Source organism: Streptomyces sp. NPDC006259 (genome assembly GCF_042870975.1).
Taxonomy (GTDB): domain Bacteria; phylum Actinomycetota; class Actinomycetes; order Streptomycetales; family Streptomycetaceae; genus Streptomyces.
Map to the genome: position 1 here is coordinate 111986 of NZ_JBIAHY010000002.1, position 21532 is coordinate 133517.

The 21532-nt window shown below is 73.0% G+C and carries 22 protein-coding genes and 1 riboswitch; of the genes, 8 read left to right on the forward strand and 14 right to left on the reverse strand.

The features are described from left to right. Nucleotides 1-66 precede the first annotated feature (66 nt). The 6 genes from ACFYO5_RS06680 to ACFYO5_RS06705 form a co-directional block, all read right to left on the reverse strand. On the reverse strand, nt 67-855 hold the full coding sequence (locus ACFYO5_RS06680; RefSeq protein ID WP_388705004.1) for an SGNH/GDSL hydrolase family protein: 789 nt from the start codon (nt 853-855) through the stop codon (nt 67-69). Between the two features lie 61 nt (nt 856-916). After that, nucleotides 917-1930, reverse strand: a complete 1014-nt coding sequence (locus ACFYO5_RS06685) for a hemolysin family protein (RefSeq protein ID WP_356562878.1) — start codon at nt 1928-1930, stop codon at nt 917-919. Beyond that, nucleotides 1927-3261 (reverse strand): hemolysin family protein, encoded by a 1335-nt coding sequence (locus tag ACFYO5_RS06690; RefSeq protein ID WP_388705008.1) that lies wholly within the window; start codon nt 3259-3261, stop codon nt 1927-1929. The genes ACFYO5_RS06685 and ACFYO5_RS06690 overlap by 4 nt, the downstream gene beginning before the upstream one ends. 237 nt (nt 3262-3498) lie before the next feature. Continuing rightward, entirely contained in the window at nt 3499-3924 is a 426-nt protein-coding gene (locus tag ACFYO5_RS06695; RefSeq protein ID WP_356562882.1) for a GNAT family N-acetyltransferase, read from the reverse strand. A gap of 321 nt (nt 3925-4245) precedes the next feature. Continuing rightward, nucleotides 4246-6813: an ABC transporter permease gene (locus ACFYO5_RS06700; RefSeq protein ID WP_388705011.1), complete on the reverse strand. Its 2568-nt coding sequence runs from the start codon at nt 6811-6813 to the stop codon at nt 4246-4248. Between the two features lie 4 nt (nt 6814-6817). Continuing rightward, on the reverse strand, nt 6818-7624 hold the full coding sequence (locus ACFYO5_RS06705) for an ABC transporter ATP-binding protein (RefSeq protein WP_388705014.1): 807 nt from the start codon (nt 7622-7624) through the stop codon (nt 6818-6820). A 137-nt stretch (nt 7625-7761) separates the two neighbouring features. On the opposite strand from ACFYO5_RS06705, the gene ACFYO5_RS06710 reads away from it, so the two are divergent. Next, nucleotides 7762-8004 carry a toxin-antitoxin system HicB family antitoxin gene (locus ACFYO5_RS06710; RefSeq protein ID WP_388705017.1) on the forward strand — a complete coding sequence of 81 codons (243 nt, stop codon included), beginning with the start codon at nt 7762-7764 and terminating at the stop codon, nt 8002-8004. Between the two features lie 4 nt (nt 8005-8008). Further along, the gene (locus tag ACFYO5_RS06715; protein WP_356562889.1) at nt 8009-8383 is read left to right on the forward strand and encodes a fic family toxin-antitoxin system, toxin component; all 375 of its coding nucleotides are present in this window, start codon (nt 8009-8011) and stop codon (nt 8381-8383) included. A gap of 121 nt (nt 8384-8504) precedes the next feature. On the opposite strand, the gene ACFYO5_RS06720 is transcribed toward ACFYO5_RS06715, so the two are convergent. From ACFYO5_RS06720 to bioB, 4 genes are all read right to left on the reverse strand, one after another. Further along, on the reverse strand, nt 8505-9224 hold the full coding sequence (locus ACFYO5_RS06720) for a class I SAM-dependent methyltransferase (protein ID WP_388705021.1): 720 nt from the start codon (nt 9222-9224) through the stop codon (nt 8505-8507). A gap of 631 nt (nt 9225-9855) precedes the next feature. After that, nucleotides 9856-10608, reverse strand: a complete 753-nt coding sequence (bioD, locus tag ACFYO5_RS06725) for a dethiobiotin synthase (protein WP_356563164.1) — start codon at nt 10606-10608, stop codon at nt 9856-9858. A 2-nt stretch (nt 10609-10610) separates the two neighbouring features. Continuing rightward, on the reverse strand, nt 10611-11891 hold the full coding sequence (locus tag ACFYO5_RS06730) for an adenosylmethionine--8-amino-7-oxononanoate transaminase (RefSeq protein ID WP_388705024.1): 1281 nt from the start codon (nt 11889-11891) through the stop codon (nt 10611-10613). Continuing rightward, nucleotides 11884-13095, reverse strand: coding sequence for a biotin synthase BioB (bioB, locus tag ACFYO5_RS06735; protein WP_388705026.1), 1212 nt, complete (start codon nt 13093-13095; stop codon nt 11884-11886). Before bioB ends, ACFYO5_RS06730 begins: the two co-directional genes overlap by 8 nt. Before the next feature lie 151 nt (nt 13096-13246). Between bioB and ACFYO5_RS06740 the strand changes: the two genes are divergently transcribed. After that, nucleotides 13247-14374 carry an 8-amino-7-oxononanoate synthase gene (locus ACFYO5_RS06740; protein WP_356562897.1) on the forward strand — a complete coding sequence of 376 codons (1128 nt, stop codon included), beginning with the start codon at nt 13247-13249 and terminating at the stop codon, nt 14372-14374. A gap of 54 nt (nt 14375-14428) precedes the next feature. On the opposite strand, the gene ACFYO5_RS06745 is transcribed toward ACFYO5_RS06740, so the two are convergent. Both ACFYO5_RS06745 and ACFYO5_RS06750 read right to left on the reverse strand, forming a co-directional pair. Beyond that, complete coding sequence (locus ACFYO5_RS06745; protein WP_356562899.1) at nt 14429-14671, reverse strand: DUF397 domain-containing protein; 243 nt, start codon at nt 14669-14671, stop codon at nt 14429-14431. 9 nt (nt 14672-14680) lie between these two features. Then, on the reverse strand, nt 14681-15541 hold the full coding sequence (locus tag ACFYO5_RS06750; protein WP_388705029.1) for a helix-turn-helix domain-containing protein: 861 nt from the start codon (nt 15539-15541) through the stop codon (nt 14681-14683). A gap of 213 nt (nt 15542-15754) precedes the next feature. Here ACFYO5_RS06750 and ACFYO5_RS06755 point away from each other — a divergent pair, with 213 nt between their 5' ends. Next, the gene (locus ACFYO5_RS06755; RefSeq protein ID WP_356562903.1) at nt 15755-16240 is read left to right on the forward strand and encodes an ATP-binding protein; all 486 of its coding nucleotides are present in this window, start codon (nt 15755-15757) and stop codon (nt 16238-16240) included. A gap of 103 nt (nt 16241-16343) precedes the next feature. Here ACFYO5_RS06755 and ACFYO5_RS06760 read toward each other — a convergent pair whose 3' ends face one another. Together ACFYO5_RS06760 and ACFYO5_RS06765 are read right to left on the reverse strand one after the other, a co-directional pair. Beyond that, a complete protein-coding gene (locus ACFYO5_RS06760) occupies nt 16344-16817 on the reverse strand; it encodes a C40 family peptidase (RefSeq protein WP_356562905.1) in 474 nt (157 codons plus the stop codon). A 3-nt stretch (nt 16818-16820) separates the two neighbouring features. After that, a riboswitch (cyclic di-AMP (ydaO/yuaA leader) is annotated at nt 16821-16964 on the reverse strand. Nucleotides 16965-17381: 417 nt separating this feature from the next. Beyond that, nucleotides 17382-17687: a hypothetical protein gene (locus ACFYO5_RS06765; protein ID WP_356562907.1), complete on the reverse strand. Its 306-nt coding sequence runs from the start codon at nt 17685-17687 to the stop codon at nt 17382-17384. Nucleotides 17688-17842: 155 nt separating this feature from the next. Here ACFYO5_RS06765 and ACFYO5_RS06770 point away from each other — a divergent pair, with 155 nt between their 5' ends. The 4 genes from ACFYO5_RS06770 (at nt 17843) to ACFYO5_RS06785 (ending at nt 21527) form a co-directional block, all read left to right on the forward strand. Beyond that, nucleotides 17843-18130 (forward strand): type II toxin-antitoxin system Phd/YefM family antitoxin, encoded by a 288-nt coding sequence (locus ACFYO5_RS06770; protein ID WP_388705034.1) that lies wholly within the window; start codon nt 17843-17845, stop codon nt 18128-18130. A 1058-nt stretch (nt 18131-19188) separates the two neighbouring features. Beyond that, a complete protein-coding gene (locus ACFYO5_RS06775) occupies nt 19189-19491 on the forward strand; it encodes an urease subunit gamma (RefSeq protein WP_388705038.1) in 303 nt (100 codons plus the stop codon). Nucleotides 19492-19501: 10 nt separating this feature from the next. Next, entirely contained in the window at nt 19502-19813 is a 312-nt protein-coding gene (locus tag ACFYO5_RS06780; protein WP_388705041.1) for an urease subunit beta, read from the forward strand. Beyond that, nucleotides 19806-21527, forward strand: coding sequence for an urease subunit alpha (locus ACFYO5_RS06785; protein ID WP_356562915.1), 1722 nt, complete (start codon nt 19806-19808; stop codon nt 21525-21527). Before ACFYO5_RS06780 ends, ACFYO5_RS06785 begins: the two co-directional genes overlap by 8 nt. The last annotated feature ends 5 nt before the right edge of the window (nt 21528-21532 follow it).

A 21532-nucleotide genomic window follows, 5' to 3' on the forward strand; every position in this document is an offset into this window, starting at 1 on the left:
GCGATTCGTGCAGGCCGGTGCCACGCCGGCGTTCGGCGGAACCTACGAGACGCGGCTCACGCGCGCTTACCCCAGTGGTCCCTCGTAGGGCAGCAGGTCGGGGCGCTTCGGCGGCAGGCCGTCGCCGGAGGAACGGCCGGTGAGGCGGCGGGCGATCCACGGCAGCAGGTACCGGCGTGCGAACCGGGCGTCGGCCACCCGCCGCGCGACCCAGGCCGGCGGCACCGTCGCGGGTATGGGCTCCCGCCACCCGGTGTCCTTCGGGTCGTGGCCCAGGCCCTGCCAGACCGCCTCGGCGACCCGGCGGTGGCCCTCCGCCGTCAGGTGCAGCCGGTCCACGTCCCACATCCGCGGGTCGCCCAGGGACGGGGCGCCGTACAGGTCGACGACCAGCGCGCCGTGCCGGGCGGCGAGACCGTCGACGCAGGCGAACAGCTCCTCCATGCGCGGCCGGAACCGTTCCAGCACCGGGCCCTGCCTGCCGGGGCTGCGCATCAGCACGAGCTGCTTGCAGGACGGGGCCAGCCGCTCCACGGCCTCGGTCAGCAGGTCCCGCACCCGCACCATGTCGCACTTGGGGCGCAGGGTGTCGTTGAGGCCGCCGACCAGGGTGATGACGTCGGCGCCCATGGTGGCCGCGACCGGCACCTGCTCCTCGACGATCTGGCCGATCAGTTTGCCGCGCACCGCCAGGTTGGCGTACCGGAAACCGGGTGTGTGCGCGGCCATCCGGCCCGCGAGGAGGTCCGCCCAGCCCCGGTAGGTGCCGTCGGGCAGCAGGTCCGACATGCCCTCGGTGAAGGAGTCGCCGACCGCGACCAGGCTGGAGTACGGGGGAGTGATGTTCGTCTGCATGGCGTCAGCGATGGTAACCCGCACGCCATACCCAGCGGTCGGTCACCCCCGCCGCACGGTCTCAGGTCCGCTGCCCGAACAGCTCCCGCAGCACGTCCTCCATGGTGACCAGCCCGGCGAGGCGCCCGTCGGAGCCGAGCGCGGCCGCCAGATGCGTGCGGCTGCCGCGCATCGCGGTGAGGACGTCGTCCAGCGGTGTCGTCTCCCGCACCCGGGCGATGGGCCGCAGGTCACGCACCCGGAACGGCTCGTCGCGCGGCGAGGCGTCCAGCGCGTCCTTCACGTGCAGGTAGCCCACGATCCGGCGTCCCTCGTCCACCACGGGAAAGCGGGAGAACCCGGACTCGGCGCCGAGCCGCTCCAGCTCCTCCGGGGTGACGCCCACGCGCGCGTAGACGACGCGTTCCAGCGGCAGGACGACGTCCCGCACGGGGCGGCGGCCCAGCTCCAGCGCGTCGTGCAGGCGCTCCTGCGCGCGGTCGTCGAGCAGGCCCGCCTCCCCGGCGTCGCGGACGATCTGCGCCAGTTCCGCGTCCGAGAAGGAGGCCGTGACCTCGTCCTTCGTCTCGATCCGCAGCAGCTTCAGCAGGCCGTTGGCGAAGGCGTTGATCGTGAAGATCACCGGTCGCAGCGCGCGGGAGAGCGTGACCAGCGGCGGTCCGAGCAGCAGTGCGCTGCGCACCGGCTCGGCGAGCGCGATGTTCTTCGGCACCATCTCGCCGAGCAGCATGTGCAGATACGTCGCCAAGGTCAGCGCGATCACGAACGACACCACATGGCCCGCGCCCTCGGGAACGCCGACCGCGTGGAACACGGGCTCCAGCAGGTGGGCGATGGCCGGTTCGGCGACCACACCGAGGACCAGGGTGCACAGCGTGATGCCGAGCTGCGCGGCCGCCAGCAGCGCGGACACGTGCTCCAGGCCCCACAGCACGCTCTTGGCCCGCCGGTCGCCCTGCTCGGCGTACGGCTCGATCTGGGAGCGGCGCACGGAAATCAGCGCGAACTCCGCGCCGACGAAGAAGGCGTTGACGACCAGGGTCGCCAGGCCGATGAGCAGTTGGACGGCGGTCACTTGTCCGCCCCTTCCACGTGGTCCTGGGTGAGCGGGGCGTGCAGCAGCACGCGCGCGGCGCGGCGCCCGGAGGCGTCGACGACCTCCATGCGCCAGCCGGCCACGTCCAGACTGTCGCCGGCGGCCGGGATACGGCCCAGCTCGGTGGCGACCAGACCGGCGAGGGTCTCGTACGGGCCCTCGGGGACGTACAGCCCCACGCGTGCGAGCTGGTCGGTGCGGGCGGCGCCGTCGGCGGAGTACGTCTGGCGGCCCTCGTCGTCGGTGCCCGCGCGGGCCAGGTCCGGCGTCTCGTGCGGGTCGTGCTCGTCACGGACCTCGCCGACGACCTCCTCGACGATGTCCTCCAGGGTCGCCACGCCCGCCGTACCGCCGTACTCGTCGATGACCACGGCCATCGTCCGCTTGCCGGAGAGCCGGTCGAGCAGCCGGTCCACGGTGAGGGACTCGGGGACCAGGAGAGGTTCGCGCATCAGCTCGGCGACGGGCACGCGCGCGCGGTGCTCCGCCGGCACGGCCAGGACGTCCTTGATGTGCGCGGTGCCGACGACGGTGTCCAGGCCGCCGCGGTACACGGGGAACCGGGACAGGCCCGTCGCCCGGGTCGCGTTCGCCACGTCCTCGCAGGTCGCCTGGGCTTCGAGGGCGATGACCTGGACGCGGGGGGTCATCACGTTCTCCGCGGTCAGGTCGGCCAGGTTCAGGGTGCGCACGAACAGCTCGGCGGTGTCCGCCTCCAGCGCGCCCTGCCGGGCCGAGTGGCGGGCCAGTGCCGCCAGCTCCTGGGGGCCGCGGGCGGAGGCCAGTTCCTCGGCGGGCTCCAGGCCGAAGCGGCGTACGACCAGGTTCGCCGTGTTGTTGAGGTGGCTGATGAACGGCCGGAAGGCGGCGCTGAACCAGCGCTGCGCGTTGCCCACCCGCTTGGCCATGACCAGCGGGGTGGAGATCGCCCAGTTCTTGGGCACGAGTTCGCCGACGACCATCAGGAACACCGTGGACATCGCCGTGCCCAGCACCAGGGCGACGGAACTCGCCGCGGTGCTCGACAGGCCCAGCGACTCCAGCGGGCCGGAGATCAGCTTGGCGATCGACGGCTCGGCGAGCATGCCGACGACCAGGTTGGTGACGGTGATGCCCAGCTGGGCGCCGGAGAGCTGGAAGGTGAGGTTGCGGACGGCCTTGAGAGCGCCGGCCGCGCCGCGCTCGCCGCGCTCGACGGCCCGCTCCAGCTCGCCGCGTTCGACCGTGGTCAGCGAGAACTCCGCGGCGACGAAGGCACCGCACGCGAGCGACAGCAGGATCGCCACCAACAACAGGAGCAGTTCCATCACCGGTTCACCTCCGTCCCATGATCGGGCAGGGCGGGGAGGATCGCGCGACGGCGGGGACTGGGAGGCTCGCCCATGGGCGGAGGCTCACACCTTTCGTGAACTCGGTGAAGCGATGAGGCATCCGTACGGATGGGACCCGTGCGGATGAAGGGACCGTACGTGTGTACGGTCCCCCAAGGGTAAAGGACCGGCAAAGGGTGGTGGGTGCCGGGCCCGGCCGAGCCCGGCACCGCCGGCTCACCCGGACAGCGGCTTCACCCAGCGCCGCCACTTCTCCTCGGGCGTGTACCCCGCCGCGCGCCACGCATGATGGGCGGTCTCGTTGCGCGTCAGCACCATCGCGTCGGCGCGCCGCCCGCCGAGGCGGACGAACCGCTCCTCCGCGGCGGCGAGCAGCGCCGAGCCGATGCCCTGACGGCGGTACGACGGGTGCGCCGCCAGCCGGTAGAGGTGGCAGCGCCAGCCGTCGAACCCGGCGATCACCGTGCCCACCAGTTCACCGTCGCGCTCCGCCACGATCAGCGCCCCGGGGTCGCGGCGGACGAGCCGCTCCACGCCCTCCCTGTCGTCGCTGATGCTCGTCCCCTCGGCGGCCGTCTTCCAGAAGGCCAGCACGGTGTCGAGGTCGTCGGACGTCGCGGCCCGTATACGCAGATCAGACATGGGCCGATCCCATCACGCGGGGTCCGTCCCGGAGTCGGATTCCAGCATCCGGACGGCCATCGTCCCCGTTGACACCGGGCGGACCACCACCGGCCTCCCGGCCGTCGTGCCGATCCCCGGGAGTGGCACGGCCTTGCCGCACCCGTCGTGCCCGCCTCGCGGCAAGTGGCGTGGCCTTGCGGCGCCCGTTTCGCCGTGCCCGTCTCGCGGCGAGTGGCATGGCCTGGCGGCGCCCGCCTTGCCGCGCCCCGCGTCACTCGTGCGCCATGGCCCTGCCGCGCCCCGCGTCACTAGTGCGCCATGGCCCCGCCGCGCCCCGCGTCACTCGTGCGCGATGGCCGCCAGCACGTTCATCCGCGAGGCCCGCAGCGCCGGCAGCAGCGCGGCAACCACCCCGACCACGGCGGAGCCCACGACGACGGCGACGATCGTGCCCCACGGGATCGCCAGCACCTTCATGCCCTGCAAGGCCAGCACCCGCTGGGCGCACACGCCCCAGAACAGCCCCAGCGCCAGCCCCAGGACCGCGCCGAACACCGCGATCACCACCGACTCCAGCCGAACCATCCGGCGCAACTGCCGCCGGGACAGCCCGATCGCCCGCAGCAGCCCGATCTCCCGGGTCCGCTCGACCACCGACAGCGCCAGCGTGTTGACCACGCCGAGCACCGCGATCACGATCGCCAGGCCGAGCAGCGCGTACACCAGGTACAGCAGCACGGCGATCTGATCGTGCACCAGGTCCTTGTAGTCCGCCTGGTCGCGCGCCTGCACCTGCGGATACGGATCGAGCGTCCGCTCCAGCCGGGTCCGCAGCCGGTCCGCGTCCGTGCCGCCGGCCGCGTTGACGTACAGGGCGGAGTCCTGGCCGCCCGGCACGTACGTCTCGACGGTGGCGATGCCGAAGAACAGGCCGCCCCGCATGCCGAAGCCCTCGGCGGTGTCCTGGTCGGTGAGCGCGCCCACCCGGAAGGAAGCGCTCCGCCGGCCGGGGAACTCGACGGGCACCACGCTGCCGACCCGTACGCCGTGCTCCTCGGCGAAGTCGACGTCCATGCCGAGCGCCCCGTCCGCCAGTGCCGCGGCCGCGCTCCCGCGCGCGTACGTCACGTGGGCGACCTCGTCGACCTGGCCGTCGTATCCGGCGGCCGTCGTCCGGATCCGCTCGCCGTCCGGCAGCCGTACGGCGAGCGGTGCGAACCGCTGCCGCACGACGAGGCCGACGCCGTCGGTGGCGCGGACCCGGTCGGTGACCTCCTGGGAGAAGGGGGTGAGGTTGGCGTTCTGGATCACGAAGTCGGCACCGAGCGTCTCGTCGATCTGCCGGTCGAAGGAGTCCGACATCGAGGCGCTCGCCACCGACATGCCTCCGACCAGGGCCAGACCCACCATCAGCGCGGCCGCCGTGGCGCCGGTGCGGCGCGGGTTGCGCAGGGCGTTGCGCTGGCTCATCCGGCCGATCGGACCGAACAGGGCCGGGAAGGCCCCGCCCAGCACCCGGATCACCGGGCGGACGAGCAACGGGCCCGCCACGACCGTCGCGACCAGGGTGAGGACGACGCCGAGACCCAGCAGGGAGGCCGCGGACGCGGTCCCGGACGCGGTCGCGCAGCCCACCAGGGCGGCCGCGCCCAGGGTCCCCACGACGGCTCCGACCACCGCGCGCGCCTTCAGCGGCCGTCCCACCCCGGCTCCGTCCGCGTCCGTCAGGGCCGCCATGGGCGACACCGTCGCCGCGCGGCGGGCCGGCAGGTAGGCGGCCACGAAGGTGACGCCGACCCCGACGACGTACGCCGAGACGGGGGTGGCCCAGCCGATCACCATCTCGGCGGTGGAGAGGTTCATGCCGAAGGCGCTCATGAGCCGGATCAGGGCCGCCGCCAGACCGATGCCGGCCCCAAGGCCCAGCGTGGATCCGACCAGGCCGAGCAGCACGGCCTCCGTGAGGACCGAGCGCCGTACCTGGCGGCGGTCGGCGCCCAGGGCCCGCAGCAGCCCCAGTTCGCGGGTCCGCTGGGCGATCAGCATCGAGAACGTGTTGACGATCAGGAACACGCCCACCAGCACGGCGATGCCGGCGAAACCGAGCATCACGTACTTGATGACGTCGAGGAACCCGCCGAGGTCCTCCGCCGCCGACTTCGCCTGCTCGTCGGCGGTGCGCACGTCGTAGGGCCCGGAGCCGAGCGCGGCGGCGATCCGGGGTTTCAGCTCGGCGTCGCCCACTCCCCGCGCCGTCGCGACGGAGATGCTGGTGGCCCGGTCGGCCGCGCCCAGCAGCCGGGCAGCGGCGATCTCGGGGTCCAGGAAGAGGAGGGCGGCACCGGGGTTGGTGGTCCTGAAGGTGGCGATGCCGACGACCTCGACCCGGAACGAGCCGGGCTGGGCCATCACGGTCAGCGTGTCGCCCGTCCTCACGTGCTTCCTGCCGGCGGTGTCGGCGTCGAGCACGGCCTCGCCCGCGCCGCGCGGAACGCGCCCCGAGGTCAGTTCCACCGGGCTGCGGTCGGTGACGTACCAGTCCGTGGCGACGGTGGGCGCGCCCGTGACCGGTCCGACGGACTCGTTGGCGCTGTCGACGACCGTGACGTTCTCCACGCTCACGTCGGGGTGCGCCGAGGCGACGCCGTCGACGGCGGCCACCCGGCCGGCGAGCGCGGCGGGCAGGGTCTGGACCGCGCCGGTCGGCACGGAGGAGTCGAGGTCGTCCCGCGGCTCCACCGTCACGTCGGCCGAGGTGGACGCGAAGAGCCGGTCGAAGGTGCGCGTCACCGTGTCGGAGAAGATCAGGCTGCCCGCGACGAACGCCACCGACAGCACGACGGCGAGGGCGGACAGCAGCAGTCGGCCCTTGTGCGCGAGGAAACTCCTCAACGTCGCCCTCAGCACCCGCTCAGTCCTCCTCGACGGCGGTGACCGCCTGGGCGCGGACCAGGTCGAACCGTTTCATGCGCTCCAGCACCGCCTCGGGCGTGGGCCGCTCGATCTCGTCCACGATCCGCCCGTCCGCGAGGAAGACCACGAGGTCGGAGTGGGCCGCGGCGCCGGGGTCGTGGGTGACCATGACGACCGTCTGGCCCAGGCCGTCCACCGCCTGGCGCAGGAACGCCAGGACCTCCAGACCGGCGCGCGAGTCGAGGTTCCCGGTCGGCTCGTCCGCGAAGATCAGCTCCGGGCGGGAGGCGAGCGCGCGGGCGCACGCCACGCGCTGCTGCTGGCCGCCGGAGAGCTGGGACGGCCGGTGCTTGAGGCGGTCCCGCAGGCCGAGCGTGTCGATCACCTGGTCCAGCCACTTCTCGTCCGGTTTCCGGCCGGCGATGTCCATGGGCAGGGTGATGTTCTCCGCGGCGTTCAACGTCGGGATGAGATTGAACGACTGGAACATGAACCCGATCCGGTCCCGCCGGAGCCGGGTCAGCTCTCGCTCCCTCAGCCCCGTGATCTCGGTGTCGCCCAGCCACACCTGACCGGCGGACACGGTGTCGAGTCCGGCCAGACAGTGCATCAGCGTGGACTTCCCGGATCCCGAGGGTCCCATGACCGCGGTGAACCGACCGCGGACGACGTCCACGTCCACCGCGTCCAGGGCGAGCACGGTCGTCTCGCCCGAGCCGTAGGCCTTCGTCAGACCCCGGGCGCGGGCGGCCAGGGGCGCGGCCGGGGCCAGACCGGGGGTGTGGTGCGCGGCAGGTGTGGACAAGGCTGTCTCCTCGCTCGCGTGGACGTGCGGTGCCGTTGTCCCGGCCGAGGGTAGTGTGACCCGGCACACACCCGGTATCCCTTTTCGGCGGTCGTCCGCCCTTGCCGGTGCTAGCGGATCGGCGCTAGCTTCGAGGTATGGCCAAGACTCAGCTGAACGTCCGCGTCGACGAGGGCACGGCCAAGGCCGCCCGCGAGCGCGCCACGGCGCGCGGTATGAGCGTCAACCGCTACATCGAGGAACTGGTCAGGCAGGACACCGGCGAGGCGGGCAACACGTTCGTCGAGGCCGCGGCCGACTTCATGAAGCAGTACGAGAACGTCTTCGCGGAGGAGTTCGGCGCGGCCCGCGAGGGCGGCACCCACGAAGGTCGCCGCTGACCCCTTGAGCGACCTCACGATCGACCTCGCATGGCTGCTGATGATCGCCGAACAGAAGACGCCCGGAGACCCCCAGGTCAGCGACTGGGGAGCACTGGTGGCGGCGGTGGCCCGCCATGACGCCCGGATCTTCGACGTCCCCGTGTACGACTCCCCGCACGCCCGCGCGGCATCGCTCCTCCAGCTCCTCCTGCACGTCCCGGCGCTGGAGCGGTCGAACGCGCTGTTCGCGTGCGCCGTCGCCTACGCCTACCTGGTGGCGAGCGGAGCGAAGGTGGTGACCTCCCCCGAGCAGGTCCGGGACCTGGCCCGGCTGGTCAAGAACGGCGAGGCGTCGGTGTACGACATCACGCGGGAGCTGCGCCGCTGGAGCCTGTGAGCGGCGGCGCCGGCCCGTACCGGTTCGAAGAGGTTGCCGCGCACCACGCGCACCGGCAGCCCGGCCCGCCAGGCGTTCCAGCGGGCGGCGTACACGGCGCGCCACGACACGTCGACCGCCGTCACACGGGTGCCGCGCCGCGCCCCCGGAAGGGCCTCCCGTCGCCGACCGGCCGCCAGGCCGTGCCCAGCCGGCAGTACGACGACGGCACAGCCGGTCCCCTCTCCGGCACCAGCAGCCGCCGGTACGGGCCGAGTTCGAACCCGGCGTCGCGCAGCGCGCCCACCGGATCGCGCGAGAGGTGGCAGCCGCCGCTGAGGAGCGGCCACACCGTCCGGTCCAGGGCGCGCTGGGTGAAGGTCATCACCGCGCCGCCGCCCGTGCCGTGCTCCAGGAACCGCACCTCGCCACCGGGCCGCAGCACCCGCCGCACCTCGGCGAGGGCCCGCGGCAGGTCCCGTACGCTGCACAGCACCAGCGAGAGGACCGCCGCGTCGAAGGCCTCGCTCTTGACCGGCAGGGCCTCGGCCGCGCCCGGCGCGACATCCACGGGCACCTCGGCCCGCAGGGCTGCCTCCACCGCCAGCCTGCGCAGCAGGCGCTCCGGCTCGATCGCCACGACCTCCGAGACCGTGCGCGGGTAGTGCGCGAAGTTCAGGCCGTTGCCCGCGCCGATCTCGATGACGCGGCCGGAGAGCCCCGCGAGCAGCCGGCCGCGCAGAGCGGCCAGGCCCCCGCGGGTCTCCGCGGTCACGCTCAGCCGGGCGTAGCAGCGTGCGAACAGCGGGTGGTGGACGGGAGCACCCGGCACCTTGCCGGAGCCGCCGGACCGTATCGGCATGGTGACCTCCCGGGCAGGACGGACCTGTCCGGATTCTCCCCCGTACGGGCCCGTCGCACCCACGCATGCGCGCACCGCCTCACCGGATCACGTCGTGAGCCTGTCCGGGGAGTGCCGGATCGCTGCCGGTGCCCCCGCGCGCCGCGCACCCGCCGCCGGCATCGGTCGCCCCCGCGACAGCGCCGAGAGGTTCGCGCTCGTTCGGCGCCCCGCCCCGCCCCGCGCCGGGCCCGCGCCGCGCCGGGCCCGCCCCGCACTCCGGGCTCTCCGACGTCCCCGCCGGCACGGTCCGCGCGCCGCTGGACCGGTGGGGACACGTGGGGCCCGGGCGGCGGCTGGGGCCACCCGGGGGCCGGACGGCGGCGACGGCGGCGCCCGCTCCCGGCCGGAGTCCCGTCCGACCGCCCAGCGGCCACCGGCCGCGCGGCCGGAGGGGACGCGACGCACCGCGAGATCACCACCCGCCCCACCCTCGGTCCCGCATCATCCAGGGTCACCCGCGCGGCTACCCGGCCCCGCATCATCGAGGGTCACCCGCGCGGCTACCCCGGCCCCGCACCACCGACCGTCACCCGCGTGGCCGGGTGCGGTGCCGGACCCCGCGAGCCGGGCACGATCCGCACGAGCAGCCCTAGCCCCGGCGCGATTCCGCGGGCCAGCTCCAGTCAGGGGGCTCCGTCCGTCTCCGGAACGTCTCCGCCTCCCACGTCCCGTCCAGCCGAGAGGCGAGCCAGCCGGGCGCGGCCCTACGGAACTCGGCGGGGGGCAGCGCCCCGGACCCGGCGGGCAGCGCGCCGAGCAGCGGGGCGCCGGCGACGTCCGGCAGATCGGTGACGTTGCACCGCATCGCCAGGTCGGGGGAGTCGGGCCAGGAGCCGATCACCACCCCGAGCAACTCCACACCGCGCGACCGCAGTTCCCGGGCCGTCAGGTCGGTCGTGTTCAGCGTGCCCAGGCCCGCCGAGGCCACCACCAGCACCGGCGCCCGCAGCAGCTCGGCCGCGTCGGCCAGCGTGCCGCCCGCCTCGTCGAACCGCACCAGGAGCCCACCGGCCCCCTCGACGAGGACCAGGTCGTGCTCGGTGGCCAGCTTGGCCGCCGCGTCGGCGACCTCACGCGGGCGCACGGGCACCATCCCCGCCCGCAGGGCCGCCGTCGCCGGCGCCAACGGCTCCGGATAGCGGGCGAGTTCGGCGGCCCTGACGTCGCCCGCCAGCCGCGCGACCTCCTCCGCGTCACCGCGCTCGTCCGGCCGTACGCCGGTCTGCGCGGCCTTCAGCACGGCCACCGAGCGGCCCGCCGCCAGCGCGGCCGCGGCGACGGCCGCGGTCGTGACGGTCTTGCCGACCTCCGTGCCCGTTCCCGTGATCACCAGGATCGGCATGTTCATCCCTCCCGTGCCGCCGCGCACACCGCTCGCGCGATCCGCGCCACGTCCTCGTCCCCGGTGACGTACGGAGGCATCGTGTAGACGAGGTCGCGGAACGGCCGCAGCCATACGCCCTCGCGCACGGCGGCCTCCGTGGCCGCCCTCATGTCCACGTCGTGGTCGAGCTGGACGACCCCGATGGCGCCGAGGACCCGCACGTCCTTCACGCCCGGCAGGTCCGCGGCCGCGGCGAGTCCCTCCCGCAGCCCCGCCTCGATCCGACGGACCTCCGCGAGCCAGTCCTGCCCGAGGAGCAGCTCGATCGAGGCGCAGGCGACCGCCGCGGCCAGCGGATTGCCCATGAACGTCGGACCGTGGGCCAGCACCGGCACCTCGCCCCGCGAGATGCCGTCGGCGACCCGCGTCGTGCACAGGGCCGCGGCCATGGTCAGATACCCGCCGGTCAGCGCCTTGCCGACACACATCACGTCCGGGGTCACCCCGGCATGACCGGCGGCGAACAGCGCGCCCGTACGTCCGAAGCCGGTGGCGATTTCGTCGAACACCAGCAGCACGTCATGCTCGTCGCACGCCTCGCGCAGCACCGTCAGATACGCGGGGGAGTGGAACCGCATCCCGCCCGCGCCCTGGACCACCGGCTCCACGATCACCGCGGCCAGCTCGTCGGCGTGCCGTCCGATCGCGGCGCGCAGCTCACGCGCGTAGGTCTCGTCGTACTCGGCGGGCGGCGGACCGACGAAGACCTGCCGGGGCAGGAGCCCGGTCCACAGGTCGTGCATCCCGCCCTCGGGGTCGCACACGGACATCGGCTGCCAGGTGTCGCCGTGATAGCCGCCGCGCCAGGTCAGCAGCCGCCGCTTGCCGGGGCGGCCCAGCGAGCGCCAGTACTGGAGGCACATCTTCACGGCGACCTCGACCGACACCGACCCCGAGTCGGCGAGGAACACATGCTCCAGCCCTTCGGGCGACAGGTCGACGAGCAGCTTCGCCAGCCGTACGGCGGGCTCGTGGGTGAGGCCGCCGAACATCACGTGACTCATCCGCCCGAGCTGGGCCCGCGCGGCCTCGTTGAGGACCGGGTGGTTGTAGCCGTGGATCGCCGACCACCAGGACGACATGCCGTCGACCAGCTCGCCCGAGCCGTCCGCGAGTCGCAGCCGCACCCCGCTCGCCGACTCCACGACGAGCGGGTCCACCCGGCCCGGCATCGGACCGTACGGATGCCACACGTGCCGCCGGTCGAGGTCCAGCAGTTCGGACACGGCCGGCTCAGGCATTGGGCGCGAGGTCCGTCCCGGCGCCCCGGCGGCGGACGGCGACCAGATCCGTACGGGCCTCGTTCCCCCGCGGGGCGGGAGCCGACCCACGGATGCCGGCGCCCTCGTGCGCTCCGCAGCCGCCGGCGCCCTCGTGCGCTCCGCAGCCGCCGTCGGACCCGTGGGAGCCGCAGCCCCCGTGCGCTGCGCAGCCGGCGCCGGTCCGGTGTTCCGGCAGGGTGACCTGGTCCGCGCCCTCCACCTCGAACCCGGCGTCCGCGATCATGTCGAGGTCGGCCCGGCCGGCCTGTCCCTCGGTGGTGAGGTAGTCGCCGAGGAAGATCGAGTTGGCCAGGTGCAGGGCGAGCGGCTGCATCGAGCGCAGATGGACCTCACGGCCGCCCGCGATGCGCACCTCCACGTCCGGGCAGACGAACCGCACCATGGCCAGGATGCGCAGGCAGCGCTGCGGGGTGAGGTTCCACTCCTTGGCCAGCGGGGTGCCCTCGACCGGGATCAGGAAGTTCACCGGGACGGAGTCCGGGTCCAGTTCGCGCAGCGAGTAGACGACGTCGACCAGGTCCTCGTCCGACTCGCCCATGCCGGCGATCAGCCCCGAGCAGGCCGACAGACCGGCCGTGTGCGCCTTCCGCACGGTGTCCACCCGGTCGGCGTACGTGTGGGTGGTCGTGATGTCCGCGTACGTCTCCTCGGACGTGTTCAGGTTGTGGTTGTAGGCGTCCGCGCCCGCCTCGCGCAGCCGCTCGGCCTGACCGTCGGAGAGCAGCCCCAGGCAGGCGCACACCTCGACGCCCTCGTTCTGGTCCTTGATCGCCTTGATGGTCTCCGACACCCGGTCGACGTCCCGGTCCGTCGGGCCGCGCCCGGACGCCACGAGGCAGACCCGCTTGGCGCCCCCGGCCAGCCCCGCGGCGGCGGCCCTCGAGGCCTCGTCGGGCTTGAGCCAGGTGTACTTCAGGATCCCGGCCGTGGAGCCGAGCCGCTGCGAACAGTAGGAGCAGTCCTCCGGGCACAGACCCGACTTCAGGTTGACGAGGTAGTTGAGTTTCACCCGTCGCCCGAACCAGTGACGGCGTACCTTCCCGGCCGCGGCCACCACGTCGAGCACGTCGTCGTCGGACGTGGCCAGGACGGCCAGCGCCTCTTCACGGGTCGGCAGTTCGCGCCGAAGCCCCTTGTCCACCAGCGTGTTCAGCAGGTCCATGAGAGCCGATCCTGTCTTACCGACCCGTTCGCGGGCCAGGGAGAGTTCGTACAACAGAGGGCATTCGACGTGTGGGTATCGCCACACCATGGGATACCCGACGTGCGGCTAGTGTCTGTCCACTGCCTACAAATTCCCCGGAGGACGAGCCATGGCGTTCGGCTGGATCGACGAGCGGGCGCGGGCGCGCCGGAGCGCCGGACTCGTACGGACCCTGCGCCCCCGTCCGGCCGACTCGCCGCTTCTCGACCTCGCCGGCAACGACTATCTGGGCCTGGCCCGCCACCCCGAGGTCACCGAGGGCGCGGCGCGGGCCGCCCGGACCTGGGGCGGCGGCGCGACCGGATCGCGGCTGGTGACGGGCACCACCGAGCTGCACGCCGAGCTGGAGCGGGAACTGGCCGACTTCTGCGGGTTCGAGGCGGCCCTCGTCTTCTCCTCGGGCTACGCCGCCAACCTCGCCGCGGTCACCGCGCTCGCCCCGCACGGCTCCCTGATCGTCTCGGACGCGGGCAACCACGCCTCGCTCATCGACGGCTGCCGGCTGGCCCGCGGTACGACGCAGGTCGTCGCGCACGCCGACCCGGACGCCGTGCGCAAGGCCCTGGGCACGTGCGACGGCCCGGCCGTGGCGGTCTCGGACACGGTCTTCTCCGTCGACGGGGACGCGGCCCCGCTGGCCGCCCTCGCCGAGGCGTGCCGGGAGCACGGCGCCGGGCTGGTCCTCGACGACGCCCACGGCCTCGGAGTCCTCGGCGCGGGCGGCCGCGGCGCGCCGCACGCGGCGGGACTCGCGGGCGCGGACGACGTCGTCGTCACGGTCACGCTGTCCAAGTCGCTGGGCGGTCAGGGCGGCGCCGTGCTCGGCCCCGCGCGCGTGATCGACCACCTGGTCAACACGGCCCGGACGTTCATCTTCGACACCGGCCTCGCCCCGGCGGCGGTGGGCGCGGCCCTGGCCGCCCTGGCGGTGCTGCGCCGTGAGCCGCGACGCGCGGCACGCGCGCGTGCGGTCGCGGGCGAGCTGCACGCGCGCCTGACGGCCGCGGGTCTGGAAGCGGCGCGTCCGGACGCCGCGGTCGTCTCCGTGCGGGCTCCGTCCCCGGAGGAGGCCGTGCGCTGGGCGGCGGACTGCCGGGCGGCGGGCCTGGCCGTGGGCTGCTTCCGTCCTCCTTCCGTGCCCGACGGCGTCTCACGCCTGAGGCTGACCGCCCGCGCGGACCTCGGTGAGGGCCAGATCGAACGCGCTGTACGAGTGATCGGCGAGACGCGGCCGTGAGTCGGCGTGACACGGCCGTGCGCCGCTCGACGGTGGCTGGTCGGCGGGCCGCGCTCAGCGGAAGGCGGCCGTGAAGTCCGTCCAGCTCCCGGGGGAGAAGAGCAGCGCGGGCCCGGCCGGGTCCTTGGAGTCGCGTACGGCGAGCAGACCGGCCCACGGCCCGGTGTCCGGGCGGGCCGTCTCCACGCAGTTGTTGGCTCCCGTGCTGTAGCTGCTGCGCAGCCACCGCAGACCCCGAGGGTCGGGGAGCGCGGGCGGATCGGTGCTGGAAGGTACGTTCCGAGGCAGTGCGGTCATGGTGCCTCCCTACGCGCCGTCACCTATCGCGGCGAGGTAGTCCAGTGAGTCCCCGGGCGAAAGCGCGTGTGCCCGAAGGGCGTTGAAGGCCTCGGTGTAGGCCTGGAGGTCTTCTTTCCGCTCGAGGTAGAGGCTACTCGTCAAGTGGTCGAGAACAACCACATCCAGATCAGAAGCGCTCGCAAATGAGAAGATAACGAAAGAGCCGGTGACACCGATGTGCGCCCCGGCGCTGAACGGCAGCACCTGGAGCCTGACCTGGGGCAGCCGCGCCGCCTCCCTCAGCCGTTCCAGCTGATGGGCCATCACCTCCGGACCGCCCACCTCCCGCCGCAGCACCGCCTCGTCGAGCACCGCGTCCATCTCCAGCGGCGGCCGGGCCCGCAACACGCCCTGCCTGGCCAGCCGCACCTCCACCAGCGTGTCCAGCCGCTCCTCGTCGAGGCCCTCCACCGCGGCCCGGGTCACTTCACGGGCGTACGCGGGAGTCTGCAGAAGGCCCGGCACGACGGTCGTCTCCAGGGTGCGCATCGCGCTCGCCTGCGACTCCAGGCTGATGAAGTCCCGGTAGGTGGGCGGCAGGACCCCGCGATAGGCGTGCCACCAGTGCTCCCGGCCGTCACCCTCGACCGATCCGGCCAACGCCAGCATCAGTCCCCGCAGCTGAGCGTCGTCCACGCGGTAGGCGTCGAGGAGTAACCGCACATCGGCCGGTTTCGTGCCACTGGTGCCGGTCTCGATCCGGCTCACCTTCGACTGGTGCCAGCCCACGAGCCTGGCCGCCTCACCACTGGTGAGCCCCGCGCGGGCGCGCAGCGCCCGCAGTTCGGCGCCCAGCTTTCGGCGGCGCACCGCGGGACCGTGCTGCATGGGATCCTCCTTACTCCCTCCGGGCCGTGCAAATACGCTCTGCCCTAGCAGAGTTCACCGCATCGAGCGACAGATATATGCACATGTTGGTGGATCGCCACGCGTGACCGGCGCGGTGATGGCACTCTGGCGGCGAAGCACCAGTCCGGGACCGTACTCGAACCATCCGCACCGTGTTGGACTCCGGTCCCGTGGGAAAGGGACGACGTCGCCATGGCAGATCACCTGGAAGCATCCGTCACTCTGCCGAGCGATCCCGCCTCGGTGTCCACTGCCCGCACCTACGTGCTCGACACCCTCGCGCGGTGGGGTCTCCCCACCGCCGCGGAGCTTGCCGACACCGTCCGCCTGATCGTCTCGGAGCTGGCCACCAACGCCGTACAGCACACCTTCGGGCAGTCGCCCACCTTCACGGTGGACCTCGTGCTCGACCGCGACGAGCGGCTCCACATCGGCGTCACCGACAGTCACCCGCGCTTCCCCCAACGACTGCCGGCCGCCGTCCAGCAGGACAACGGCCGAGGCTTGGTGATCATCAGATGGCTGACCGCGGAGTGCGGCGGAAGGCTGCGGGTCCGCCCCACGCGCGAGGGCGGCAAGACCGTCTTCATCGAGCTGCCCTGGACGGTCCCCGTCGAGCCCGCCGAACCCACCGCGAGCGGGGTGCCGGTGACGGCGGTGGTCCGGCAGGAGCCCTGACGGGCCCCAGGGGCCGCCCTGAGCCACGGAGCGCCCCTCGCGGGCCGGGCACGGAACCCGGGGCGGTGGCGGCGCGTCAGGACGCCGTCACCGCCCCGGGAGGTCACTTGACCCGGCCGTACCAGACGCTCTTGGTCCAGATCTTCTGCAGCCGCACCACGTCCCCGGTCTTCGGGGAGTGCCAGATCTTGCCCTTACCGGCGTAGATCCCGACGTGGTAGACGCTCGACCCCGAGTGGAAGAAGACCAGGTCCCCGGCCTTGCGGCTGCCGGCGGAGATGTGGCGCGTCTTGTTGTACTGCTGGGCTGCCGTGCGCGGCAGCTTCTTGCCGGCCTTCTTGAACGAGTACAGCGTCAGCCCGGAGCAGTCGAACCTGTTCGGTCCGGTGGCCCCGTACCGGTACGGGGAGCCCTTCTTCGAGGCCGCGATCTTCAATGCCTTCGTCGCCGGTGTGGCGGCCGCGGCGTCGGCGGCGACACCGGGGACCACGATCGAGCCGCCGACGGCGGCGATGGCGAACGCCGAGGCCGTACCGGCCCGGGCCATGAGCGACGGGACACGATTGAGCGCAGTCATGCGCAACCCTTCGTCAGCCGCCTGTGAAGGATGACCTGTCGGATTCGGGCTGGCGAAGTTGCCCGGCCGCTGACGCGGCTTCACCCCAAGGGTTGCTCGGCCCGGTGCCTCCCCTGGCGGGGACGACCGGTCCGGCGACCCGGCTTGCTCGGGTCCTCCACTCCTGCCGATGCACTTCTGTCGACTCGGGCATCCGGGCGGCGGCAGGACTCGGCGTCCGCCCGGACCGCCCCGCCGCTTGTGGCGGGGGCTTGTCGTCAGTCAGGGATCTTGGCTCACCGATGTCCGAAAATCCCAACGGAACCGGGGATTTGTGGGGTTACTCACCACTCACCCGTTCGGGTGGACACCCTGATGTTCGATCAGGTGTCAAGGTGCCACAGGGCCTCCGACCAGCGAAGGAACCCCGGATTCCGCCCACTTTCGCCGTCCTCGGCGCAACTTATGGGGGTCGGAGGCGCCGTCCCGGATACTCCGAACAGGGGTACGCCGTTTGGTCCGTTTGAGTCCCGGTCCGGACGCGAGGCACCCGGACGCCGTCCGCCACGCCCGGACGGACGAGGGTCAACTGTCGGAGAGCGGCGGCATCGTGACGCGCGCCGTCCGGCGCTCCCCGTCGAGGACGCGCAGCGCCCGCGCGAGGGTCGGCGCGTGCAGTTCGCTCTCGCCCCGCTGGTGCATCAGGGTCAGCGCGTCCCGCAGCGCGGTCGCCCGGCTCACCAGTGCCTGGGCGGCCCGCAGTCCGCCGTAGGTGTCGCCCGGCCGGGCCGGGTTGATGCGGCCGACCAGGTCGACCACCTCCAGGTAACGGTCGATCAGCTCGGCCTCGGCGCTCGTCAGCGCGGGCAGCGGTGGCAGTTCGGGAAGCATCGGCGGCTCACCCCGCGTCCGGCGCGCCGCCGGTGACCCCGCGGCCGGGCGCGACCCGTTCCCGCGCGTGACGGGCGGATGGTCGGCTCATGGGTACCCCCTCCTTCGGCATCTGTAAAAAATGTACAGGCCGTACGTGTCGGTAAAATGGGGTCATGGCCTACGAGATTCCGGTGACACAAGCCAGGGCTGAACTCGCCGACCTGATCAACCGGGTGGTGTACGGCGGTGAGCGCGTCGTCGTGACGCGGCACGGCAAGCCCCTCGTCGCCCTCGTCTCCGCCGCCGACCTGGAGCGACTCGACGCGCGCGACGCGCTCGACGCCTCGGCCGGGGAGCAGCTGGTCGGCTCGGTCTCGGCCGTCCGCGACGTGGCGTCCGTCTCCCGCGAACGGCAGCCGTTCGGCATGACGGCGGAACACCTCGGGCCGGACCTCCCTTGACCACTCGGCCCGGGCGCGCGGTCCGGGCGCGAGGTGACGCGATGCGGCTGGCGGAGATCATCGAGCTGCGTCCGGTGCCGGCTGCCGGGCTCCTCGCCACCCTCACCAGGCGCTGCCCGCCGACCTGCGCCCACTGCTCCACCTCGTCGGGGCCGCGGGGGGGAGGACACTCCGGCCGAGGCGCTGCGCCGCTTCGTCGGCGGCTTCACCGCCGGGGACCGTCCGGAGGTCCTGATGCTCACGGGCGGCGGCGAGCCCCTGCTGGGGCCCGCGCTCGTCGGCGACCTCGCGGAAAGCGCGGACGGACACGCGAGACGGACGCGCGAGACGGCACGCGAGACAGGTCGGACGAGCCGGGGCGCCCCCGCCATGTGAGGGTCCGTGCCGGGCCGGCCCCTGGTCGTCGGCACCACGGCCGCGCCCACAGCAATTTGCGCCGCCGCCGCCGCCGCCGACGGCCACGGCGCGGTGACCGGTCCGGAGGCGGATCGCCGAGGGGCCTCCCGGCCCGGTCGGCGGCTCCGGCCCGGAGGGCCCCCTCCGGCCGAGAGCCTCCCGGCCCGCAGGACCCTCTTCAGCCCGAGGCCTTGCGCCCCGCAGGACCCTCTTCAGCCCGAGGCCTTGCGCCCCGCAGGACCCTCTTCGGCCCGAGGCCTTGCGCCCCGCAGGACCCTCTTCGGCCCGAGGCCTTGCGCCCCGCAGGACCCTCTTCAGCTCGAAGCCTTGCGCCCCGCAGGACCCTCTTCGGCCCGAGGCCTTGCGCCCCGCAGGACCCCCTTCGCCCCGAAGCTTCCCGGCCCCGCAGGACCCGCTTCGGCCCGGACGGCCTTCTTCGGCCCGGCCCTCCTCGACGTCCCCGTGAGACGGCCCGCGGGCCGTCGCGCGCGTGCGGAGCGGGCGCCGAGTGGCCGAACAGCCGAGGCCTCGGGGATCACCGCTCGGTTAACGTCGTCGAAATGCGGTCCCACTAGCCTGCCGCTCCACGCCACCAGGCACTTTGCCCGATGGCCGCGGCAACCGGGCCCCGCACGGTCCGGAGCGAGGATGTGAGGTGGGACGTGCAACTGACCCCGCACGAGCAGGAGAGGCTGCTGATCCATGTGGCGGCCGACGTCGCCGAGAAGCGCCGGGCCCGTGGGCTCAAGCTCAACCACCCCGAGGCGGTCGCCCTCATCACGGCACACATCCTCGAGGGCGCGCGGGACGGCCGTACCGTCGCCGAGCTGATGGCCTCCGGCCGCACGCTGCTCACCCGCGACGACGTCATGGAGGGCATCCCCGAGATGATCCACGACGTGCAGGTCGAGGCGACCTTCCCGGACGGCACCAAGCTCGTCACCGTCCACGACCCGATCGTCTGAGGGGGCCCCGATGATTCCCGGAGAGATCCTGTTCGCCTCGGGCCCGATCGTCTACAACGCGGGCCGCGAGGTCACCCGGCTCACCGTCCTCAACGCCGCCGACCGGCCCGTCCAGGTCGGCTCCCACTACCACTTCGCCGAGGCCAATCCCGGCCTGGAGTTCGACCGCGCCGCCGCGCGCGGCAAGAGGCTGAACGTCGCCGCCGGTACCGCCGTGCGCTTCGAACCCGGGATCCCCGTCGAGGTCGAACTGGTACCGCTCGCCGGCGCCCGCGTCGTGCACGGGCTGCGCGGGGAGACCGGAGGTGCCCTCGATGCCTGAGATCTCGCGTGCCGCGTACGCCGACCTGTTCGGCCCGACCACCGGGGACCGCATCAGGCTCGCCGACACCGACCTGCTCATCGAGATCGAGGAGGACCGTTCCGGCGGACCCGGTCTCGCCGGTGACGAAGCGGTGTTCGGCGGCGGCAAGGTCATCCGGGAGTCCATGGGCCAGGCGCGGGCCACCCGCGCGGAGGGCACCCCGGACACCGTGATCACCGGGGCCGTCGTCGTCGACCACTGGGGCATCGTGAAGGCCGACGTCGGCATCCGCGACGGCCGCATCACCGGCATCGGCAAGGCCGGCAACCCGGACACCATGGACGGCGTCCACCCGGACCTGGTGATCGGACCCGAGACCGAGGTCATCGCCGGCAACGGGCGGATCCTCACGGCCGGCGCGGTCGACGCGCACGTCCACTTCATCTGCCCCCAGATCGCCGACGAGGCGCTGTCCTCGGGTGTGACGACCCTGGTCGGCGGAGGCACCGGGCCGGCCGAGGGATCGAAGGCGACGACCGTCACGCCCGGCCCCTGGCACCTGGCCCGCATGATGGAGGCGATGGAGCAGTACCCGCTCAACGTCGGCTTCCTCGGCAAGGGCAACACCGTCTCGCACGAGGCGATGCTCTCCCAGATCCGGGGCGGTGCGCTGGGCCTGAAGCTGCACGAGGACTGGGGCTCCACCCCGGCCGTCATCGACGCCTCCCTCACGGTCGCCGACCGCACCGGCATCCAGGTCGCGATCCACACGGACACGCTGAACGAGGCCGGCTTCGTGGGCGACACCCTCGCGGCGATCGCCGGGCGCGGCATCCACGCGTACCACACCGAGGGCGCGGGCGGCGGGCACGCGCCCGACATCATGACCGTCGTCTCCCAGCCGCACGTACTGCCCAGTTCCACCAACCCGACCCGGCCGTACACCGTCAACACCGCCGAGGAACACCTCGACATGCTGATGGTCTGCCACCACCTGAACCCGGCGGTGCCGGAGGACCTCGCCTTCGCCGAATCCCGGATCAGGCCCTCCACGATCGGCGCCGAGGACATCCTCCACGACCTCGGTGCCATCTCGATCATTTCCTCCGACTCCCAGGCGATGGGGCGGGTCGGAGAGGTGATCCTGCGGACCTGGCAGACGGCGCACGTGATGAAGCGACGCAGGGGCGCACTGCCCGGGGACGGCGGCGCGGACAACCACCGGGTACGCCGCTATGTCGCCAAGTACACGATCAACCCCGCGCTCGCCCAGGGCCTGGCGAGGGAGATCGGCTCCGTGGAGACCGGCAAACTGGCCGACCTCGTCCTGTGGGAACCGCCGTTCTTCGGCGTCAAGCCGCATCTCGTCATCAAGGGCGGGCAGATCGCGTACGCGCAGATGGGCGACGCCAACGCCTCCATCCCCACCCCGCAGCCGATCCTGCCGCGCCCGATGTTCGGGGCGATCGGCCGGGCGCCGGCCTCCAACTCGTTCACCTTCGTCGCCCCGCTGGCGATCGAGGACGGACTCCCCGAACGCCTCCAGCTCGGCAAGAAGTTCCTCGCGATCGACTCCACGCGTGGGGTGACCAAGGCCGACATGCGGGAGAACGACGCCCGCCCGCGGGTCGAGGTCGATCCCGACAGCTTCGCCGTGCGCATCGACGGCGAACTGGTCGAGGCGACGCCGGCGGCCGAACTGCCCATGGCCCAGCGTTACTTCCTGTTCTGATGAGT